The 17,600-nt window shown below is 69.4% G+C and carries 17 protein-coding genes and 1 rRNA gene; 7 read left to right on the top strand and 11 right to left on the bottom strand.

Annotated elements, in window-relative coordinates:
* Window positions 1-36: 36 nt before the first annotated feature.
* The gene (locus KY500_RS01020) at window positions 37-588 is read left to right on the top strand and encodes an Rv3235 family protein (RefSeq protein WP_219901984.1); all 552 of its coding nucleotides are present in this window, start codon (window positions 37-39) and stop codon (window positions 586-588) included.
* 129 nt (window positions 589-717) lie between these two features.
* On the opposite strand, the gene secA is transcribed toward KY500_RS01020, so the two are convergent.
* The 9 genes from secA to mtrA form a co-directional block, all read right to left on the bottom strand.
* Complete coding sequence (gene secA / locus KY500_RS01015; RefSeq protein ID WP_066593200.1) at window positions 718-3,534, bottom strand: preprotein translocase subunit SecA; 2,817 nt, start codon at window positions 3,532-3,534, stop codon at window positions 718-720.
* A gap of 100 nt (window positions 3,535-3,634) precedes the next feature.
* Window positions 3,635-4,339 carry a ribosome hibernation-promoting factor, HPF/YfiA family gene (gene hpf, locus KY500_RS01010; RefSeq protein WP_219901983.1) on the bottom strand — a complete coding sequence of 235 codons (705 nt, stop codon included), beginning with the start codon at window positions 4,337-4,339 and terminating at the stop codon, window positions 3,635-3,637.
* A gap of 99 nt (window positions 4,340-4,438) precedes the next feature.
* A complete protein-coding gene (locus KY500_RS01005; protein ID WP_219901982.1) occupies window positions 4,439-5,179 on the bottom strand; it encodes a ComF family protein in 741 nt (246 codons plus the stop codon).
* Window positions 5,180-5,289: 110 nt separating this feature from the next.
* Window positions 5,290-5,682: an LpqB family beta-propeller domain-containing protein gene (locus KY500_RS01000; RefSeq protein WP_255579658.1), complete on the bottom strand. Its 393-nt coding sequence runs from the start codon at window positions 5,680-5,682 to the stop codon at window positions 5,290-5,292.
* On the bottom strand, window positions 5,679-6,632 hold the full coding sequence (locus tag KY500_RS00995; RefSeq protein ID WP_219901980.1) for a GerMN domain-containing protein: 954 nt from the start codon (window positions 6,630-6,632) through the stop codon (window positions 5,679-5,681). Before KY500_RS00995 ends, KY500_RS01000 begins: the two co-directional genes overlap by 4 nt.
* Window positions 6,599-6,970: a hypothetical protein gene (locus tag KY500_RS00990; RefSeq protein WP_219901979.1), complete on the bottom strand. Its 372-nt coding sequence runs from the start codon at window positions 6,968-6,970 to the stop codon at window positions 6,599-6,601. The genes KY500_RS00995 and KY500_RS00990 overlap by 34 nt, the downstream gene beginning before the upstream one ends.
* Window positions 6,963-8,165, bottom strand: coding sequence for an MtrAB system histidine kinase MtrB (gene mtrB / locus KY500_RS00985; RefSeq protein ID WP_255579656.1), 1,203 nt, complete (start codon window positions 8,163-8,165; stop codon window positions 6,963-6,965). The genes KY500_RS00990 and mtrB overlap by 8 nt, the downstream gene beginning before the upstream one ends.
* Window positions 8,126-8,623: a hypothetical protein gene (locus KY500_RS19040; protein WP_255579655.1), complete on the bottom strand. Its 498-nt coding sequence runs from the start codon at window positions 8,621-8,623 to the stop codon at window positions 8,126-8,128. Before KY500_RS19040 ends, mtrB begins: the two co-directional genes overlap by 40 nt.
* Window positions 8,624-8,631: 8 nt before the next feature.
* The gene (gene mtrA / locus KY500_RS00980; RefSeq protein ID WP_219901978.1) at window positions 8,632-9,312 is read right to left on the bottom strand and encodes an MtrAB system response regulator MtrA; all 681 of its coding nucleotides are present in this window, start codon (window positions 9,310-9,312) and stop codon (window positions 8,632-8,634) included.
* Between the two features lie 133 nt (window positions 9,313-9,445).
* On the opposite strand from mtrA, the gene KY500_RS00975 reads away from it, so the two are divergent.
* The 5 genes from KY500_RS00975 (at window position 9,446) to KY500_RS00955 (ending at window position 14,883) form a co-directional block, all read left to right on the top strand.
* Entirely contained in the window at window positions 9,446-10,636 is a 1,191-nt protein-coding gene (locus KY500_RS00975) for a hypothetical protein (RefSeq protein WP_219901977.1), read from the top strand.
* The gene (locus tag KY500_RS00970; RefSeq protein WP_219901976.1) at window positions 10,633-11,301 is read left to right on the top strand and encodes a DUF4129 domain-containing protein; all 669 of its coding nucleotides are present in this window, start codon (window positions 10,633-10,635) and stop codon (window positions 11,299-11,301) included. Before KY500_RS00975 ends, KY500_RS00970 begins: the two co-directional genes overlap by 4 nt.
* Window positions 11,298-12,440 (top strand): DUF4350 domain-containing protein, encoded by a 1,143-nt coding sequence (locus KY500_RS00965; RefSeq protein WP_219901975.1) that lies wholly within the window; start codon window positions 11,298-11,300, stop codon window positions 12,438-12,440. The genes KY500_RS00970 and KY500_RS00965 overlap by 4 nt, the downstream gene beginning before the upstream one ends.
* A 106-nt stretch (window positions 12,441-12,546) precedes the next feature.
* Entirely contained in the window at window positions 12,547-13,572 is a 1,026-nt protein-coding gene (locus tag KY500_RS00960; RefSeq protein ID WP_219901974.1) for a MoxR family ATPase, read from the top strand.
* 3 nt (window positions 13,573-13,575) lie between these two features.
* A complete protein-coding gene (locus KY500_RS00955; RefSeq protein ID WP_219901973.1) occupies window positions 13,576-14,883 on the top strand; it encodes a DUF58 domain-containing protein in 1,308 nt (435 codons plus the stop codon).
* A 22-nt stretch (window positions 14,884-14,905) separates the two neighbouring features.
* On the opposite strand, the gene KY500_RS00950 is transcribed toward KY500_RS00955, so the two are convergent.
* The gene (locus KY500_RS00950; RefSeq protein ID WP_219901972.1) at window positions 14,906-15,901 is read right to left on the bottom strand and encodes a stage II sporulation protein M; all 996 of its coding nucleotides are present in this window, start codon (window positions 15,899-15,901) and stop codon (window positions 14,906-14,908) included.
* Between the two features lie 17 nt (window positions 15,902-15,918).
* On the opposite strand from KY500_RS00950, the gene KY500_RS00945 reads away from it, so the two are divergent.
* Window positions 15,919-16,773, top strand: coding sequence for an RDD family protein (locus KY500_RS00945; RefSeq protein WP_219901971.1), 855 nt, complete (start codon window positions 15,919-15,921; stop codon window positions 16,771-16,773).
* Window positions 16,774-17,417: 644 nt separating this feature from the next.
* Here the strand turns inward: KY500_RS00945 and rrf are convergent.
* Window positions 17,418-17,534 (bottom strand): 5S ribosomal RNA (gene rrf / locus KY500_RS00940).
* Window positions 17,535-17,600 lie beyond the last annotated feature (66 nt).

The following is a 17,600-nucleotide window of genomic DNA, read 5'->3' as shown; positions in this document are numbered from 1 at the left end:
CGCCGACACCACGGATCCACGCATTTGGAGCAACCCATGAGCGATCCACTTGCCGAGCCACAGCCTAGCCCCCTGTCGCAGGCGAACGCGCCCAATCTGCCCGATGCGGCGGGCGGCACGTCCGACCCGCCGACCGGTGCCCGGTCCGACGCGCCGTCGGGCCCGCCCGCGCGGCGAGGGGGCCACGAGTCGGCCGACGCGTTCCTTGATGATGACTTCTTCGGCCATCAGCCGAGTTCGCGAAGCACGCTACCGGATCCGGAGCCATTGCTGGTCAACCTCACCCGGTGTGTGATCGAGGTGCTGGCCGGGGCGAGGGAGCTAGATCAGCTGGCCAGGTGGGTGAGCGACGACGTCTACCGGCATCTGCTCAAGCGTGTGGTGCTCTCGGCCCGGGCGCGGGCAGTGAAAGGCCAGCGGGCGCAGCGCCCGGCCATCATGATCGGCCGGGTCACCATCAACGAGCCCAGGGACGGCATCATCGAGGCCGTGGTGATCGTGCACAGCAAGGTGCGGGTTCGGGCGGTGGCGGTGCGCCTGGAGGGGCTGGACAACCGGTGGCGGGCCAGCGCCATCAACGTACTGTGACGCGGCAGCCGGAACATCCGCCGCCTGAGCGATTGCCCCGCCGGCCCACATGTTGCCCGCGCGGACAACTGTGCCCGGCATACCGGACGCAATTGTCCGGACCGGGCACAGTTCCCTGACGGAGCTCTGCTACTTCTTCTTGCCCTGCGCGCGTCGCTCGGTGCGGTTGTTGGCCGCCGGGGTCTCGCCCTCGGCGCGCTGGCCGAAAGCGCCACGCTGGGGCGGGCCGGTGGGAGCTGCCTCGGCCGGTTCGGCGGGAGCGGACGCCACGGCGGCGCGGCGCGCCCGGTCCGTCGCGGCCTGCTGGATCTGGCCGCGCTGGTTGCGCACCTCGACTCCGCCGGAGTCGCTCGGAGCGGTGAAACTCAGCTTCTCCTCGGACGATTCGGCGGGGGGCGTGAGTCCCTTGGCCGCGACGACGGGGGCGTCGACCGCGCCGGCGGGCTGGGAAACCTCGACCTCGAGGTTGAACAGGAAGCCGACGGTCTCCTCGCGGATCTGGCCCATCATCTGCTGGAACATGGCGAAACCCTCGCGCTGGTACTCGACCAGCGGGTCACGCTGCGCCATGGCGCGCAGGCCGATGCCGTCCTTGAGGTAGTCCATCTCGTAGAGGTGTTCGCGCCAGCGACGGTCGATGACCGACAGCACCACGCGACGTTCGAGCTCGCGCATGGCCGGGGAGCCCAGCGATTCCTCGCGACGGGCGTATGCGACCTTGGCGTCGGAGATGATCTCCCGGCGCATGAAGTCGCGGTTGATCTTGCCCTTGTTGCCGGCCTCTGCGATGACCTCGTCGATGGTCAGGCCCACCGGGTAGAGGGTCTTCAACTCGGTCCACAGGGCGTCGAAGTCCCAGTCGTCGCCGTTGCCCTCGCCGGTGTGCACCTCGAGCACCTCGTCGATGACGTCTTCGAGGAAGCGCTGGGTGCGCTCGTGCAGGTCGTCGCCCTCGAGGATGTGCCGGCGGTCGCCGTAGATCGCTTCACGCTGGCGGTTGAGGACGTCGTCGTACTTGAGCACGTTCTTACGGATCTCGGCGTTGCGGCCCTCGACCTGGGACTGGGCGCTGCGGATGGCGCGGCTGACGACCTTGGACTCGATGGCCATGTCGTCGGGCACACCCTGGCGGCCCATCAGGCTCTCGGCGGCACCGGCGTTGAACAGGCGCATCAGGTCGTCGGTCAGCGAGAGGTAGAAACGGCTCTCACCCGGGTCGCCCTGACGGCCGCTACGGCCGCGGAGCTGGTTGTCGATGCGGCGCGATTCGTGGCGTTCGGTGCCGAGCACGTAAAGTCCGCCGGCGGCGATGACCTTCTCGGCCTCCTCGGAGACCTCTGCCTTAACGGCGGCGAAGACGTCATCCCATTCCTTCTCGTACTCGTCGGGGGTCTCCACCGGGCTCAGGCCCTTGGCGTTCATCGCGGCGACGGCGAGGAACTCGGCGTTGCCGCCGAGCATCACGTCGGTTCCACGGCCGGCCATGTTGGTGGCGACGGTGACGGAGCCGAGGCGCCCGGCCTGGGCGACGATCGCGGCCTCGCGAGCGTGGTTCTTCGCGTTGAGGACCTCGTGGCGGACACCCTTCTTCGCCAGCAGGCGGGACAGGTATTCGCTCTTCTCGACACTCGTGGTGCCGACCAGGACCGGCTGGCCCTTCTCGTGCCGTTCGACGATGTCCTCGACGACCTGGCCGAACTTGGCTTCCTCGTTCTTGTAGATCAGGTCGGACTGGTCGATGCGCTGCATCGGCTTGTTGGTGGGGATCGCGACGACGCCGAGCTTGTAGGTGCTCATGAACTCGGCGGCCTCGGTCTCGGCCGTTCCGGTCATGCCGGAGATCTTGGAGTACAGCCGGAAGTAGTTCTGCAGGGTCACCGTGGCGAGAGTCTGGTTCTCGGCCTTGACGGCGACACCCTCCTTGGCCTCGATGGCCTGGTGGATGCCCTCGTTGTACCGGCGACCCATCAGGATACGGCCGGTGTGCTCGTCGACGATGAGCACCTCGCCGTTCATGACGACGTAGTCCTTGTCCTTCTTGAACAGGGCGTTGGCCTTGATGGCGTTGTTCAGAAACGAGATCAGCGGGGTGTTCGCGGACTCGTACAGGTTGTCGATGCCGAGGTAATCCTCGACCTTCTCGATACCGGGTTCGAGCACACCCACGGTGCGCTTCTTCTCGTCGACCTCGAAGTCCTCGTCGGGGACGAGACGCTTGGCGAGGCTGGCGAACTCGGTGAACCAGCGGTTCGCCTCACCCGACGCGGGGCCGGAGATGATCAGCGGGGTGCGGGCCTCGTCGATGAGGATCGAGTCGACCTCGTCGACGATGGCGAAGTAGTGGCCGCGTTGCACCATGTCGGTGGCCTGCCACGCCATGTTGTCGCGCAGGTAGTCGAAGCCGAACTCGTTGTTGGTGCCGTAGGTGATGTCGCAGGCGTACTGCTCGCGGCGCACGGCGGGGGTCTGGCCGGAGACGATGCAGCCGGTGGTCATGCCCAGGGCTCGGAACACGCGCCCCATCAGCTCGCTCTGGTAGCTGGCGAGGTAGTCGTTCACCGTGATCACGTGTACACCACGGCTGGTGATGGCGTTGAGGTAGGCCGCCGTCGTGGCGACCAGGGTCTTGCCCTCACCGGTCTTCATCTCGGCGATGTTGCCGAGGTGCAGGGCCGCCCCGCCCATCAGCTGCACGTCGAAGTGACGCAAGCCCAGGGTCCGGGTGGACGCTTCGCGCACGGCGGCGAACGCCTCGGGCAGCAAGTCATCCAGTGACTCGCCGCCCGAGTAACGCTCACGCAACTGCACGGTCTCGTTCTTCAACTCCTCATCGCTGAGGGTGCTGAAGTCATCTTCCAGCGCATTGATGGCCTTCGCATAGCTCTCGAGCCGGCGCAGAATGCGCCCCTCGCCAACACGAAGAACTTTTTCCAGGATTGAGGCCACGAATGCACTCCACTAGTCGTCACGGCGTGTGAACACGCCTGTCGTCCGGTCGGACGCACGTAGCGCCGACCTAGCCGGCAACTATAGCAATGCTAGTTGGTCAGGAGCTGGACTCGCTGGACGCCGTCGCCAGCGCCCTGCCCTCCTCGGCATTCGGGTCCAATTCGATGACGCCGTAGTCCCACCCCTTGCGGCGGTAGACCACGCTGGGTCGGTGCGTCTCGGCGTCCTGGAACAGGTAGAAGTCGTGTCCGACCAGTTCCATGAAGTAGAGGGCATCATCGACGGTCATGGGAGCGGCCGAGAAGACTTTGCGGCGGATGACGACGGGCGAATACGCCTCTTCGACGTCCTCGGCGGCGGCGGTCTCGTCCTGCACGACCGGGATTGCACCGGTGCGCACACGCTCAAGGGTCTCTCCGTCGGCCGGGATGATGTCGATCACCGCGAACCCCGTGGAGGAGGCGTCGTGCAGCGACGTCGGGCGGTGTGCGCCTCCGCGGTGCACCTTCTTGCGGTCCTTCGCGCGGCGAACCCGTTCCAGCAACCGTCCGAGAGCGATGTCGAAGGCGGCGTACTTGTCGCCTCCCTCGGCCTCGGCCCGCACGATGGGGCCCTTGCCGATGAGGGTGAGCTCGACACGGTCGTTACCGGCGGCGCCGCTCTTCTCGGTGTGACGACTGACCTTGATTTCCAGGGCGAGGGCCTTCTCGGCGAGGCCGGCGATCTTCTCGGCCTTCTCCGTCGCATAATCCCGGAAGCGATCAGTGATCCCCAGGTTTCGTCCAACGATGTTAGTTTCCATGACGACCTCCAGATCTGGCGAACCGCCCCTGATCCGGGCGATTGGTACGCGCCTTTGGCCCTACCGTAGTCGTGCCAGCTGGATAAGTCACAGTATTTGTCAATCTGTTTTCGGTGAACTCTCGGTGACGGGATGACGCCGCCGGGTTTCCGCCACGGTCGCCGCGCCGATCACCTCCCCACCCGCGAGACGGATGGCACGCCGCGCGTCGAGCAGGGTGGCCCCGGTCGTGACGATGTCGTCGACGAGCAGCACCCGGTGCCCCGCGAGCCGCCGGGTGGCGACCAGCGCGCCCGTGCGATTGTCCAGGCGCTCCTGCCGGCCGAGGCCCACCTGGTCGGCGACCCGACCGCCCGGCCGCAGCAACCGCACCGGGCGGAGAGCGGCGCGGCGCAGCAGCAGCTCCACCGGGGTGAACCCCCTCGCCCGCCAGGCCCGCCGTGAGGACGGCACGGCCACGAGCAGGACGCCCTCCACAGCCGCCGGCGGCCACCCGGTCCCACCGGGTGCGGCTGAGCCCGGTGCGGCCGCCAAGGCGGCTCCCACGGCGGCGCGCAGGGCTCCGGCCAGCGCCGGCGCGGCGTCGGTGCGGCCGCCGTCCTTGTAGGCCACGAGAACCCGGGCGGCCACGTCGCGGTACTCCAGGGCCGACCAGATCGTGAGGTCGTCGCGCGTGCAGAGCGCCGGGGTGGGCCGGAGGGCGGCGGCGCAGCCGGAACAGAGGGCCCGGTCCGCCGCTCCGCAGCCGCTGCAGTCTGTGGGCATCAGCACCGCCCAGGCGTCCAGGACCGCGGCAGGGGCGGCGGCGAGCACGGCACGGAGGGGTTCCGACGGAATCATCGCGCCAGCCTGGCCGAGTGGGTCGCGTCGGAGGCGCTGCCGGCCACATCCGTGCACGGCCGGTGCCTGGCCGGGCCTGTGCAGGAGCGGCCCGCGCCGGGCCGGCCGGATCAGCCGCCGATGCCCTGCTGGGTGGCCACCAGGGTGACTCCGTCGATGCGTTCCTGCCAGCCGACGCCGCGCTGCACCAGGAGGGCCCCCTCGGTGTTCAACGCACGCAGGTCGCGCAGCAGGTTGCTGCCCGTGATGCTCCTGATCCCCATCGACGATTCGAGCGGCATGCTCGTGCCGCCGATCTCATGGGAGACCATGCGGTCCTCGCCGTCGGGCTGCACGCTGAGGTACGCCACGGTGCTCTGGTCGATCCAGGTCGCGTCCACCGGGGTCCCCGTATCGGTCGCGAGCTGCACGGGATCGCCCAGTCCCACCGGTGCGCCGTTCTCCCGCACCACCGCCGCCACGACCAGCCGGGTCTCCCCCGCGGTGTTCAGCAGTGCGATCACCCGGGTCCCGTCCCTGGACACCTTGAGGGCGGCGATCGTCGACGCATCCTGCCAGGGGTGGGCACCGCCACCGCGGCGCCCTGGGTGTTGTACACGAAGAGTTCGTTGGGCCGGTCGGCAGGTACCGACCAGATGTACGCGGATCCGTCGATGGCCGGCGCGATCAGGTTACGCCTCGGGTCGAGCAGTTTCGCGTCGTCGCCCACCCGGATGCCGTACACCCCGTCGTTGGTGAGCATGGCCGCCGCCGTCTGTGACGGCGACAGGGTGACCGCGGTGGGCTGGAGGGCGGCGATGCCCTCGGACAGCCCGGGCAAGGCCGTGATGGTCTTGCCGGTCGCGGCCAGGAAACCGAATTCGCCGTCGCGCAGGACCAACGCCCGCGCATCCACCCGCGGGTTGACCTCGGGCTCGTTGGCGCCGAGCGTGCCGATGTCCTGCGAGTTGCGGTTGATGGTGATGGTGACCGTGAGCCCGCTCGGCAGGCTCTGCTCGAGTTGGCGTTTCATCCGTTGCAGGGTGATCCGGTCGGCGTTAAGAGCCTCGCTGTTCAGGTCCACCTTCGCGTCCCTGGCCACCACGGTGACGGCGTCGGCGGTGAGGGCCGTGCCCTCGGGGAACGCGCTCGACACGGCGCCGACGAGCCATTCGCTCGGGCCGCCGAGCACACCGTTGACGATCTTGGTCGGGGTGGATGCGCCGCGCGGGAACCAGCGCACATCGGGCACCAGGAAGAGGAAGTCCGGATCGTAGAAATACAGCGACTGGGCACTGAAAACATCCTTGAACGTGGTCTGATCGAGCACAGTGCCGTTCGGGGCGGCGCTGATCCGCCACTCCCCGTCCACCTGGGCGAACTCGTACCGCAGCGGCACGCTGGCCGACAGGGCTTCCTCGTGGTATTCGCCGATCGCGTTCACCTCGGCGACGGGGCGTACTGAGAATTGCATGGTGTGGTCGTCGACGGGGTGATGCTGCGCCCGGAGAGGTCGTCGACGGTGACCCCGGTGTCCGATTTCCACGAGCCGGCGAAGTCCGTGGTGAGGAACTCCCGGGCGATCTCGTAGTTGTTGTCCGGGCTGGTGCCCGCGGCGATGAACCCGGTGAGGACCTCCTCCATGCTCGCACCGGCCTGTGGCCGGAACGGCAGGAACACCGGCGGCGGGTTCTCGCCCGTCACGGCGTCCTGACCGGCCTGCACCGAACCACTCCGGGGGATGCTCGAGCATCCGGTGAGCAGCACGGCCAGCGCCGCGACGACGGCGAGGATCCTGGTGGGGCTACGCATGGTGGTCTCTTCTCGGCTCGGCGTGCGGCGACACGAATCCGGGCGCGGCGGCATCCGCCGGCGGGAGGGGGTTCGGCGACACCTTGAGTGAACCGCTCTTCCGGCGGGGCAGGGTCAACCGGAAACTGGAGCCGGCTCCGGGGCTGGACCAGACCTGCAGCCAGCCGCGGTGGGCGGTGGCGTCCTCGAGCGAGATCGCCAGGCCCAGCCCGGTGCCGCCGATAGTGCGTTTGCGGGACGGGTCGGCCCGCCAGAACCTGTCGAAGACGTGCAGGATCTCGGTCTGGGTCATGCCCATGCCGTAGTCCCGCACCGACAGGGCCACGGCCGACTCGTTGCTGTCCACCGACACGATGATGGCCTTGCCCTCCCCGTGCTCGATGGCATTGCCGATGAGGTTGTTCACGATCCGGCGCACCCGGCGGGGGTCCATCTCGGCGGCGAGGTGGCCGCCGGGCGCGACCAGGCTGATCTCGCTGCCCTTGGACTCAGCGAGCGAGCGCATGCCGTCGATGACGTCCTCGGCCAGGTGCACCAGGTTGGTGGGTTCGGATTCGAGCTCGACGGAGCCCGCATCGTACCGGCTGATCTCGAGCAGGTCGGAGAGCAGCAGCTCAAAGCGTTCCACCTGGGTGTGCAGCAGCTCAGCGGTGCGTTCGGTGGCGGGCGGGAACGTGGTGCGCTGGTCGTAGAGCAGGTCGCCGGCCAACCGGATCGTGGTGAGCGGCGTGCGCAGCTCGTGCGAGACGTCGGAGACGAAGCGCTGTTGCACCTCGGAGAGGTCCGCCAGCTCCTTGATCTGGCTCTGCAGGCTGTCGGCCATGCCGTTGAACGACCGGGCCAGGGTGGCGATCACGTCCTCACCCTTCTCGGGGATGCGCACACCCAGATCCCCCGAGGCAAGCTTCTGACTGGTCTCGGCGGCGACTTGGATTGGGGAGACCACGAACCGCACGACGATCCAGGTGACCGCACCGATCAGCAGGATCAGGGCGAGACCGGCGCCGCCCAGGGTGCGCTGCACGAACAGGAGCGTCGATTCGGCGTCGGCCAGGCTGTAACCGATGTAGAGCTCGTACCGGCCCGCGACGGGAACCGTGATCTGGGAGCCCACGACGATGCCCGGAACCGACGCCCCGTCGTCCGAGAACAGCGTCACGGATTGCCAGAACTGCCCGTCGCCGTCCTGCTGCACGGCCTTACGCAATTCGGGGCGATGACGGCAGTGGAGGTGCCGAAGGTGGAGGAGTCCTGCGGCGCGACGGTCGAGGACTCCTGGCCCGGTACCCGGAACAGGGCCACGAGCCGGCTGGAGGACGCGGCGGAGATCGAGGTGCGCGCCGATTCCAGCAGCGTCTGCACCTGCACCCTGTCGACAGCGTCGGACGAGTCGAGGATGCCTTGGGCCGCGGCCGTGGCCCGGTTCGAGTCCACCAGCACCTGGTTGAGCCGGGACTGGAAGAGGTCGTTGCCGACGCTGACGGACATGTAGACACCCACCAGCGCGATGGCCGCACTGGCCGCCGCAACGGTGATGGCCACGGTGCGCCACTGCAGCGACCGCCGCCAGCCGCGGCGGAACCGGCGCATCGAACGCCGCCACGACCCCCACGAGCGCCAGTCGACCCTGTTCACGTCGAACCGCGCAGACACCGCAGAACCTAGCCGGCCGCGCCGGCCCGGTAGCCGACACCGCGCACGGTCATCACGATGCGCGGGTTGTCCGGATCGTCTTCGACCTTGGCGCGCAGCCGCTGCACGTGCACGTTCACCAGCCGGGTGTCGGCCTTGTAGTGATAGCCCCACACCTGCTCGAGCAACATCTCCCGGGTGAAGACCTGCTGCGGTTTGGAGGCCAGGGCCAGCAGCAGATCGAACTCCAGCGGGGTGAGGTTGATGCTCTGCTCACCGCGCTTGACCTCGTGACCGGCGGCATCCACGATGAGGTCGCCGATCTGCAGGCTCGCGGGTGCCTCCGCGGGAACGGGGCGCAATCTGGTGCGGATCCGGGCGACCAGTTCCTTGGGGTTGAACGGTTTGACCATGTAGTCGTCTGCGCCCGACTCCAGGCCCTTGACGACATCCGTCGTATCGGACTTGGCCGTCAGCATGATGATGGGGGTGCCGGATTCGGCGCGGATGAGCGTGCAGACCTCGATGCCGTCCAGCCCCGGCAGCATCAGGTCCAGGAGCACGAGGTCGGGGGCGACGCTGTGGAAAGCGTCGAGCGCCAACGAGCCGTCCGCGCAGAAATGCGGCTCGAAGCCTTCACCCTGCAGCACGATGCCGATCATCTCAGCCAGTGCGGGGTCATCGTCGACAACCAAAATGCGTGAGTTCATACATCCGTTTTCCGCCCGGTCACCGGGCAATTACGCGCACAACGCGGGCAATCTCTGGCACAAGAGTAGTCGACGCGGCCCTGAGATTTCTGACAGGGACCCGCGCGGCGCCAGGGTATGCCAGCATGGAGGCGTGACGGACCCCGACTGGCACCCCCCGACGAACACTCCGGACGTACCGCGCTACGGTGCGTACGGCCCTGGCGGGCAGCCCGGATACCCGCCGCCACCCGGTGGACAGTGGGCCAACACCCCGCCGCCGGCCTGGACCCCGCCTCCCAAACCGGGCCTCATCCCGCTGCGGCCGCTGGGCTTCGGCACCCTGCTCGGCGCCCCGTTCCAGGTGTTGCGCCGCAATCCGAAGGCCACCTTCGGCAGTGCCCTGCTGGTGCAGGGCGTCACCGTGCTGGTGACCCTTCTGGTCGTGGGCGTGGTCACCTGGATCGCGTTCGGCCGGGTCGACGCCGCTCCCGCCGACGAACAGGATGCCGTCGAGGCCGGGGCGGTCCTGGCGATCGTGCTGTCCGCCCTCGTGCCGATCGCCCTGTCCATCGTGGCGTCGGCGTTGCTGCAGGGCGTCATCGTGCTCGAGGTCGCCCGGGCCACGCTCGGTGAGAAACTCCGGCTGACGGCGCTGTGGCGCCAGATCGGCCGGCGGGTGTGGCCCCTGGTGGGCTGGACCGTGCTCCTGGGCGCGGCGCTGCTGGTCGGGGTCCTGCTGGTCGGCGGCCTGGTCTTCGTCTGCGCGCTGCTCGGCGGGGCCTGGATCGCCCTGGCCGTGGTCATCGGCGTCTTCGGTGGGCTCGCCCTGCTCGCCGCCGCCGCGTGGGTGGGCACCAAGACGGCCATCGTGCCGAGCCTGATCGTGCTGGAGCGGCTGGGCATCCGCCGGGCCATCCGACGCTCGTGGTCGCTCACCACCGGTTTCTTCTGGCGCACCCTGGGCGTGCTGCTGCTCATCGCCGTGATCGTGAACGTGATCGCGCAGATCGTCACCACTCCGCTGACGCTGCTGTTCAGCGTGGTCACCAGCCTGATCGACCCCAATGCGGCCTTCGAGGCCTACATCCCGGCGGCGCTGCTCTACATCCTCACGATCCTGATCGCCGCCGTGATCGGCGCGGTGACGGCCGTCGTGCAGTCGGCCGCCGTCGCCCTGGTCTACATCGACCTGCGGATGCGCAAGGAGGGGCTCGACCTCGAGCTGCAGCGTTTCGTCGAGGCGGTTCCCGGTGACCGCGCCGCGGACCCGTATCTCGTGCCGGCCCAGGGTACGCCCGCAGCCGATGTGCCCCCTGCCGGCCCGGGGGCGCCCTGGGCATGATCGTGGTGTGGGGGCGTGGACTGGCGTGGCTCGGGATCCCGGTGAATCCCGACGCGCCCGAGGCGCAGCAGTGGCTGCGGGACGAGCTTGCCAAGGCTCCGTACCAGGCGGCCCAGCCGACCTGGTTCGACCGGCTGAGCCAGGCGATCCTCGACTGGCTCTCCTCGCTCTCCTTCACCGGTGACGGCAGCAACGCGTGGATTCCCGTGGTCGGCGCCCTTGTGGGCATCGCCGTTCTCGTGGCGGCGGTGCTGATCTTCGGACTGCCCCGGCGGGAACGGCGCCGCCAGCGCGCCGCCGGGCTCTTCGCCGCCGACGACCGCCGGAGCGCCGACCAGATGCGCCGCGCCGCGCAGGCCGCCGCCGGTGCCGGTGACTGGTCACTGGCCAGTGCGGAGCAGTTCCGGGCGATCGCCCAGTCTCTGGCCGAACGCACGATTCTCCGGCCCACGCCGGGCACCACCGCGCACAGCGTCGCCGAGCTCGCCGCGGAGGCCTTCCCGGCAGAACGAGACAGGCTGCGGGAGGGGGCGACCGTGTTCGAGAGCGTGCGCTACCTGGGCGGCACGGGCACCGAATCCGGATACCGGGCGCTGGTCGCCCTCGACGCCGCCCTCGTGGCCGCCCGCCCCCGTCTGACGGCACCGACGACGGTGGCACCGTGAGCGCCCCCGTCGCGCCCGCACGGCCGGCCGCACCTGCCTCGAGCACGCCCACCGTGCGCGCCGCGCTGCGCCGATCGGTGTTCTGGGTGGTGGCCGGGCTCGGCGCACTGCTCGTCGCCGTCATCGCCTTCGTCATCACCGGGGTCGCCGGCACCAGTGGTCCCCCGCTCGCCGCGGACAGCCCGAACCCGGGCGGCGGCATGGCCGTTGTCGAGGTGCTGCGTCAGCAGGGGGTCACCGTGCTGCCGGTCGACACCCTCGACGAGGCCGCCGCGGCAGTCGACGCGGACCCGACGGCGACCGTGTTCGTCTCCGACGCATCCGGATATCTCACCGCCGACAGGCTCGCCGAACTGGGAACGCTGGCCCCGCACACCGTCGTGGCCGACCCCGATTTCCGGCTCTTGCAGGCGTTGGCCCCCGAGGTGGGGTTCGGCGGTGTCTCCACAGCGGACAAGCTCACCGCCCAGTGCGAGCTCCCGGCCGCGGAGCGTGCCGGCAGCATCTCCCCCGGCGGCAAGACACTAGGCCTGCCGGCGGGCAGCATCGGTTACACGGGCTGTTTCCCCGGGGACGGCTCCACGTTCTCGGTCGTCGAACGGGTCACGGATGGCCGCACCCTCACCCTGGTCGCCGACACCTCGGTGTTCGCCAACGATGAGATCGCCACCTTCGGTAACGCCGCGCTGGCCCTGAACCTGCTCGGCCAGGATGACACCCTGGTCTGGTATCTGCCGACGCTCGGCGACGTCGCCGCCACGGGCCCGCCGTCGCTCGGCGATCTGACTCCCGGGTGGGTGACGCCGGTGATGGTGCTCCTGTTCGTCGTGGCGATGACGGCCATGGTGTGGCGGGGTCGCCGTTTCGGCCCCCTCGTCGCCGAAGACCTGCCGTGGTGGTGCGCGCCAGCGAGACCATGGAGGGCCGCGCCCGGCTCTACGCCCGGGGCAACGCCCGGCTGCGGGCGATCGACGCGATCCGTATCGGTGCCGTCACGCGCATGGCCAGGGCCGCCGGTCTGCCGCGCACCGCGGCGCTGGACGAGGTGGTGCGCACGGTTGCCGCGCTCACCGGCCGCGACCCCGTCGGCGTGCACACGCTGCTCGTCGGCGACGTGCCGGCCACCGACGCGGCCCTGATGCGACTGTCTGATGCCGTCGCCGAACTCGAGGCCGACGCCTCCCGAGCTGTGCGCCCGCCCGGCTCCGCCCCAGACTCTCCCCCGTCAACCGGAAGAATGGAACCATGACCAGCCACGCCGCGACATCCGCCGAGACCTCCCCGCCGGCCGAGGGGCCCGTACCGGACGCCGCCAGCCCGGCCGATGACCTGCGCCGGGCACTGGCCCAGGTACGCACAGAGGTCGGCAAGGCCGTCGTCGGTCAGGACGGCGCGGTCACCGGCCTGATCATCGCCCTGCTGGCCCGCGGGCATGTGCTCCTCGAGGGTGTCCCCGGAGTGGCCAAGACCTTGCTGGTGCGCTCGCTCAGCCACGCGCTGAGCCTGGACACCAAGCGGGTGCAGTTCACCCCCGACCTGATGCCCGGCGATGTCACGGGCTCGCTCATCTACGACGCGAAGGCCGGCGAGTTCGAGTTCCGCAACGGGCCGGTCTTCACGAACATTCTGCTCGCCGACGAGATCAACCGCACGCCGCCGAAGACGCAGTCCGCGCTGTTGGAGGCCATGGAGGAACGCCAGGTGAGCGTGGACGGTCTCTCCCTGGCCCTGCCAGAGCCCTTCATCGTCGCGGCGACCATGAACCCGATCGAGTACGAGGGCACCTACACGTTGCCCGAAGCGCAGCTGGACCGGTTCCTGCTCAAGCTCGTGCTCGATATCCCCGAGCGGGACGTGGAACTCGAGGTCCTGCGCCGGCACGCGACGGGGTTCAGCCCGCGCGACCTGAGCGCGGCCGGGGTCACCCCGGTGCTGGGAGCGGCCGACCTGGCCGCCGCGCAGGCATCCGTCGCCGCCGTCGGCGCCAGCCCGGATGTGCTCGCCTACATCGTCGATCTGGCCAGGGCCACCCGGCAGAGCCCCTCCGCCAAGCTGGGCGTGAGCCCGCGCGGCACCACGGCCCTGCTCGCCAGCGCCAAGGCCTGGGCCTGGCTGAGCGGCTACGCGTCGATCACGCCCGACCATGTGCAAGCTATGGTGCTGCCGGTCTGGCGGCATCGTATCCAGCTGCGCCCGGAGGCCGAGCTGGAAGGCATCACCGTCGACGCCATCCTGCACGGTGTGCTGCAGCAGGTCCAGGTTCCGATCTAACCGATGACGCTGACCGGCCGGTTCGTCCTTCTCGTCGCCTTCGGCGTCGTGCCCATCGTGCTGCTCGGCAGCACACCGGAGCGGGCCTTGGCGGTCCTGGGCGGCTGGTTACTGCTCACCGTGGCACTCGGCGGGCTCGACCTCGCCCTCGCCGCCTCCCCGCGACGGCTCACACTCACCCGCGTGCTGCCGGCCCGGGTGCGCCTGGGCGAGGCGGTGACCAGCGAGCTGTACCTCACCAACGAGGGCCCCCGCCGATTACGCGGGACCGTTCGGGACGCCTGGCAGCCCTCGGCCGGGGCGGGCAACAACCGCACGGCCGTGACCCTGCCCGCCGGCGAACGACGCCGGATCGCGCTCACCCTCCGGCCGTACCGGCGTGGGGAGCGCACGGCCTCGCACGTGACGGTGCGCTCGCACGGGCCGCTCGGGCTCTGGTCCCGGCAGGCTACCTTGCAGGCACCCGCTCGCATCCGGGTGCTGCCGCCCTTCCACTCGCGCAAGCACCTACCCTCCCGCATCGCCCGGCTCAAGGAACTCGACGGCCGCACGAGCGTGCTGGTGCGCGGTCAGGGCACCGAATTCGACTCGCTGCGCGAATACGTGCGCGGCGACGATGTGCGCTCGATCGACTGGCGCGCCACGGCCCGCCGCAACGACGTCGTGGTGCGCACCTGGCGCCCCGAGCGCGACCGGCGCATCGTCATCGTGATCGACACGGGCCGCACCTCCTCCGCCCGGGTCGCCGACGAACCGCGCCTCGACACGGCGTTCGAAGCGGCGCTGCTGCTCGCCGCGCTGGCCTCCCGGGCGGGCGACCGGGTGGATTTCCTCGCCTGGGACCGCCGGGTGCGGGCTCGGGTGCAGGGCGCATCCGGCGCCGAGCTGCTCAGCCGCATGGTCGACGGCATGGCGTTGATCGAACCCGAGCTCATCGAGATGGACTGGACGGCGCTGCCCGGTCAGATCCGGGCGATCACGGGCCAGCACGCGCTCGTGGTGCTGCTCACTCCGATGGATGCGCCCGGTGCGTCAACGGGACTGCTGTCGGTTCTCGGCCAGCTCACCCAACGGCACACGGTGCTGGTGGCCTCGGTGACCGACCCCGGCGTGGTCGATCTCGTGCAGAGCCGAGCCACCCGCGAGGAGGTGTACCGCGCGGCATCCGCCGAACGCACCATGCTCGACGGCGCACGCGTCGAGGCCGCCGTACGGCAACTTGGCGCAGACGTCGTAACCGGGTCCCCTGAGCGGCTACCGCCGGCACTGGCCGACCGGTACATCGCACTCAAGGCAGCCGGCCGGCTCTGACCAACCGGGCTCCATCCGGTACTCAGCCGGCGAAGACCCTGGCACTGCCGGCCTCGAACTCGGCCAGGTCCCCGGTCTCGCCGGCGCGGGTCGCCTTGCCGCCGAGCACGAGCATGTAGGCGAGGAACGCGAGCAGCGCTGCCGCCCCGATGCCGATCTTCACCGGCCACGGCCAGGGTGCTGGTGTGACGAAGCCCTCGAGGATCCCCGATACCAGCAGCACGAAGACCAGACCGACGGCCACGGTGAACAGGGCGCGGGCATCCTCGGCCAGGGCCTGCCCGCGAGTGCGTGCACCCGGGGCGATCCAGGCCCAGAAAATCCGCAGCCCGGCCGCCGCGGCCACGAAGATCGCGGTCAGCTCCAGCAGACCGTGCGGGGCGATGTAGAGGAAGAAGGTGTCGGCCTGGTCGTAAGAGAACATCACGGCCGCGGTGACACCCAGGTTCTGGGCGTTCTGCAGCACGATGTACGGAACGTACACGCCCAGGATGCCGAAGGCCACACACTGCGCTGCGATCCAGGCGTTGTTGGTCCACACCCGCCCGGCGAACGAGGCCGCCGGATTCTCCGAGTAGTACGACACGAAGCTCTGGTTGGCCAGCTGCTCGAGTTCGGCGGGCGAGCCGAAGTTGGCCAGGACCGCCGGGTTGTTCACCGCCCAGACGGCGTACAGTGTGGCGACCAGCACGGTCACGATCGCGACCGCCAGGGTCAGCCAGCGCAGGCGGTACAGCGCGGCAGGCAGCTGCACGAGGAAGAACCGGGGCAGCTGGGAGAGCACGTTGGTCCCGGCGCCGGTGAACCGCAAGCGGGCTCGGGACAGGATCACCGACAGCCGGTCGCCCTGCAGCGTCGAACCCGCTGACGTCTTTATCACGGACAGCTGCGTGGCCCCGGCCTGGTAGCCCTGGATCAGCTCGTCGGACTGGGCACCACTGAGAGTCCGCCGGCGGCCGAGGGCGGCCAGGCGGTCCCACTCGGCGCGGTGCGCCGCAGAATACGCGTCGAGATCCATCTGGTTCAATAGTAGACATGGCTGAGCCCTGGAAAGCGGCCGATCATGGTGAAGATTCCCTGATCGAGCATGAGCTGGTGACCGGAGAGGCGGTTGCGCTGGACGTTCGCCCGGCGAGCGTCTTCCTGCGCGGCGCCGGCACCATGATCGACTGGGTGGCCTACGTAGGGCTTTTCCTGCTCATGGCCCTGGTCGTGTCCGTCGTCTTCGGCGACGGCATCGACGAAGCCCTCGCGCAGGCACTGGCGATTTCCGGCCTGGTCTTCTCGCTGCTGATAGTGCCGATGCTCGTGGAGACTGTGTCGCACGGCCGCTCGCTCGGCCGGTGGGCGATCGGGGCGCGCATCGTGCGCGACGACGGCGGAGCCACCGGGCTGCGGCACTCATTCATCCGCGCGCTCATGGGTGTGATCGAGATCTTCCTCACCTTCGGCGGACTTGCGGTCACCTGCGCCCTCCTCAACTCCCGCTCAAAGCGTCTCGGCGACCTGCTCGCCGGAACCTACAGCCAGCACGAACGGGTACCGCGGATCACCGAGCCCACCTTCGTGCTCCCGCCCGTGCTGGAGTCCTGGGCCGCAACCGTCGACGTCGCGCGCCTGCCCGACCGACTCTCCCGCCGGGTGGCGCAGTTCCTGCGGCAGGCACATCAGCTCTCCCCCGCCACCCGCGTGCGTCTGGCCGAGACCCTGGCCGGTGAGGTGGCGCCGTTCGTGTCCCCACTGCCCCCGGTGCCGCCGGAGTACCTCCTCATCGGCGTGGCCGAGGTGCGACGGAACCGCGAGTACGCCGGCCACCTGCTCGAGCGCGGCCGCCTCGACACCCTGGCCCCGGTCCTCAGCGGCCTCCCCCACGACTTCCCCAACCGCTGACCACCGCCCTCCCCCTCCCCCCTCCCGTCGCGTCTCCGGGCGAAAGTGGGTCGTTCTCGATCGCTGGTCGAGCCCGTCGAAGCCTGGTGCCGGGTCGGTGTGTTGCGGTTCGGAGGTCGGCGTGCGGGCTCTCGACAGGCTCGACCGACGTGGGGTGCAGCATCCAGGACGTGGTCGCGGATCCCTGCGGGACGCACCCGCCTCGCTGGTCGAGATTGTCGAGACCCGGTGACCCGTCCCGTAGGTCGCTCTCGCCTCGCTGGTCGAGAGTGTCGAGACCCGGTGACCCGTCCTGCGGGACGCTCCCGCCTCGCTGGTCGAGCTCGTCGAGACCAGGTGACGGGCCCTTGTCGTGCGGTGAAGGTCGGCCTACGGGGTCTCGACGGGCTCGACCGGCGTGGGGTGCGGTTCCAGGGCGTGGTCGCGGATGTCTGCGGGACGCGCCCGCCTCGCTGGTCGAGCTTGTCGAGACCTGGTGACGGGACGGGTGTGGTCGGGTTTGGAGGCCGGCCTACGGGGTCTTGACGGGCTCGACCGGGGTGGGGTGCGGCATCCGGGACGTGGTCGCGGAGGGCAACGGCGTGGGGGTTAAACGCAGAAAAGCCACCCCGGTCGGGGTGGCTTTTCTGGTGTTTCTAAGTTAAGTCCGGCGGTGTCCTACTCTCCCACAGGGTCCCCCCTGCAGTACCATCGGCGCAAAGAGTCTTAGCTTCCGGGTTCGGAATGTGACCGGGCGTTTCCCTCTTGCTATAGCCGCCGAAACACCTTGATGAATCGAATCTATATTTTTAGTTATAGAACACCTGGTGGAGTGTGTTGTTCTCGAC

It is taken from the genome of Cryobacterium sp. PAMC25264, assembly GCF_019443325.1.
Lineage (GTDB): Bacteria > Actinomycetota > Actinomycetes > Actinomycetales > Microbacteriaceae > Cryobacterium.
The sequence above is the reverse complement of the archived record's forward strand: the minus strand, read 5'-3'. Positions and strand labels throughout refer to the sequence as shown.

Bases quoted from the DNA above. Each gene is read 5' to 3' on its own strand.
- KY500_RS00955 (WP_219901973.1), top strand. From the start codon at position 13,576: ATGACGCTGACCGGCCGGTTCGTCCTTCTCGTCGCCTTCGGCGTCGTG.
- KY500_RS00970 (WP_219901976.1), top strand. From the start codon at position 10,633: ATGATCGTGGTGTGGGGGCGTGGACTGGCGTGGCTCGGGATCCCGGTG.
- KY500_RS00945 (WP_219901971.1), top strand. From the start codon at position 15,919: ATGGCTGAGCCCTGGAAAGCGGCCGATCATGGTGAAGATTCCCTGATC.
- KY500_RS01020 (WP_219901984.1), top strand. From the start codon at position 37: ATGAGCGATCCACTTGCCGAGCCACAGCCTAGCCCCCTGTCGCAGGCG.
- mtrA (WP_219901978.1), bottom strand. From the start codon at position 9,312: ATGAACTCACGCATTTTGGTTGTCGACGATGACCCCGCACTGGCTGAG.
- KY500_RS00950 (WP_219901972.1), bottom strand. From the start codon at position 15,901: ATGGATCTCGACGCGTATTCTGCGGCGCACCGCGCCGAGTGGGACCGC.
- KY500_RS00995 (WP_219901980.1), bottom strand. From the start codon at position 6,632: ATGCAATTCTCAGTACGCCCCGTCGCCGAGGTGAACGCGATCGGCGAA.
- KY500_RS00990 (WP_219901979.1), bottom strand. From the start codon at position 6,970: ATGCGTAGCCCCACCAGGATCCTCGCCGTCGTCGCGGCGCTGGCCGTG.
- hpf (WP_219901983.1), bottom strand. From the start codon at position 4,339: ATGGAAACTAACATCGTTGGACGAAACCTGGGGATCACTGATCGCTTC.
- KY500_RS00960 (WP_219901974.1), top strand. From the start codon at position 12,547: ATGACCAGCCACGCCGCGACATCCGCCGAGACCTCCCCGCCGGCCGAG.
- KY500_RS01005 (WP_219901982.1), bottom strand. From the start codon at position 5,179: ATGATTCCGTCGGAACCCCTCCGTGCCGTGCTCGCCGCCGCCCCTGCC.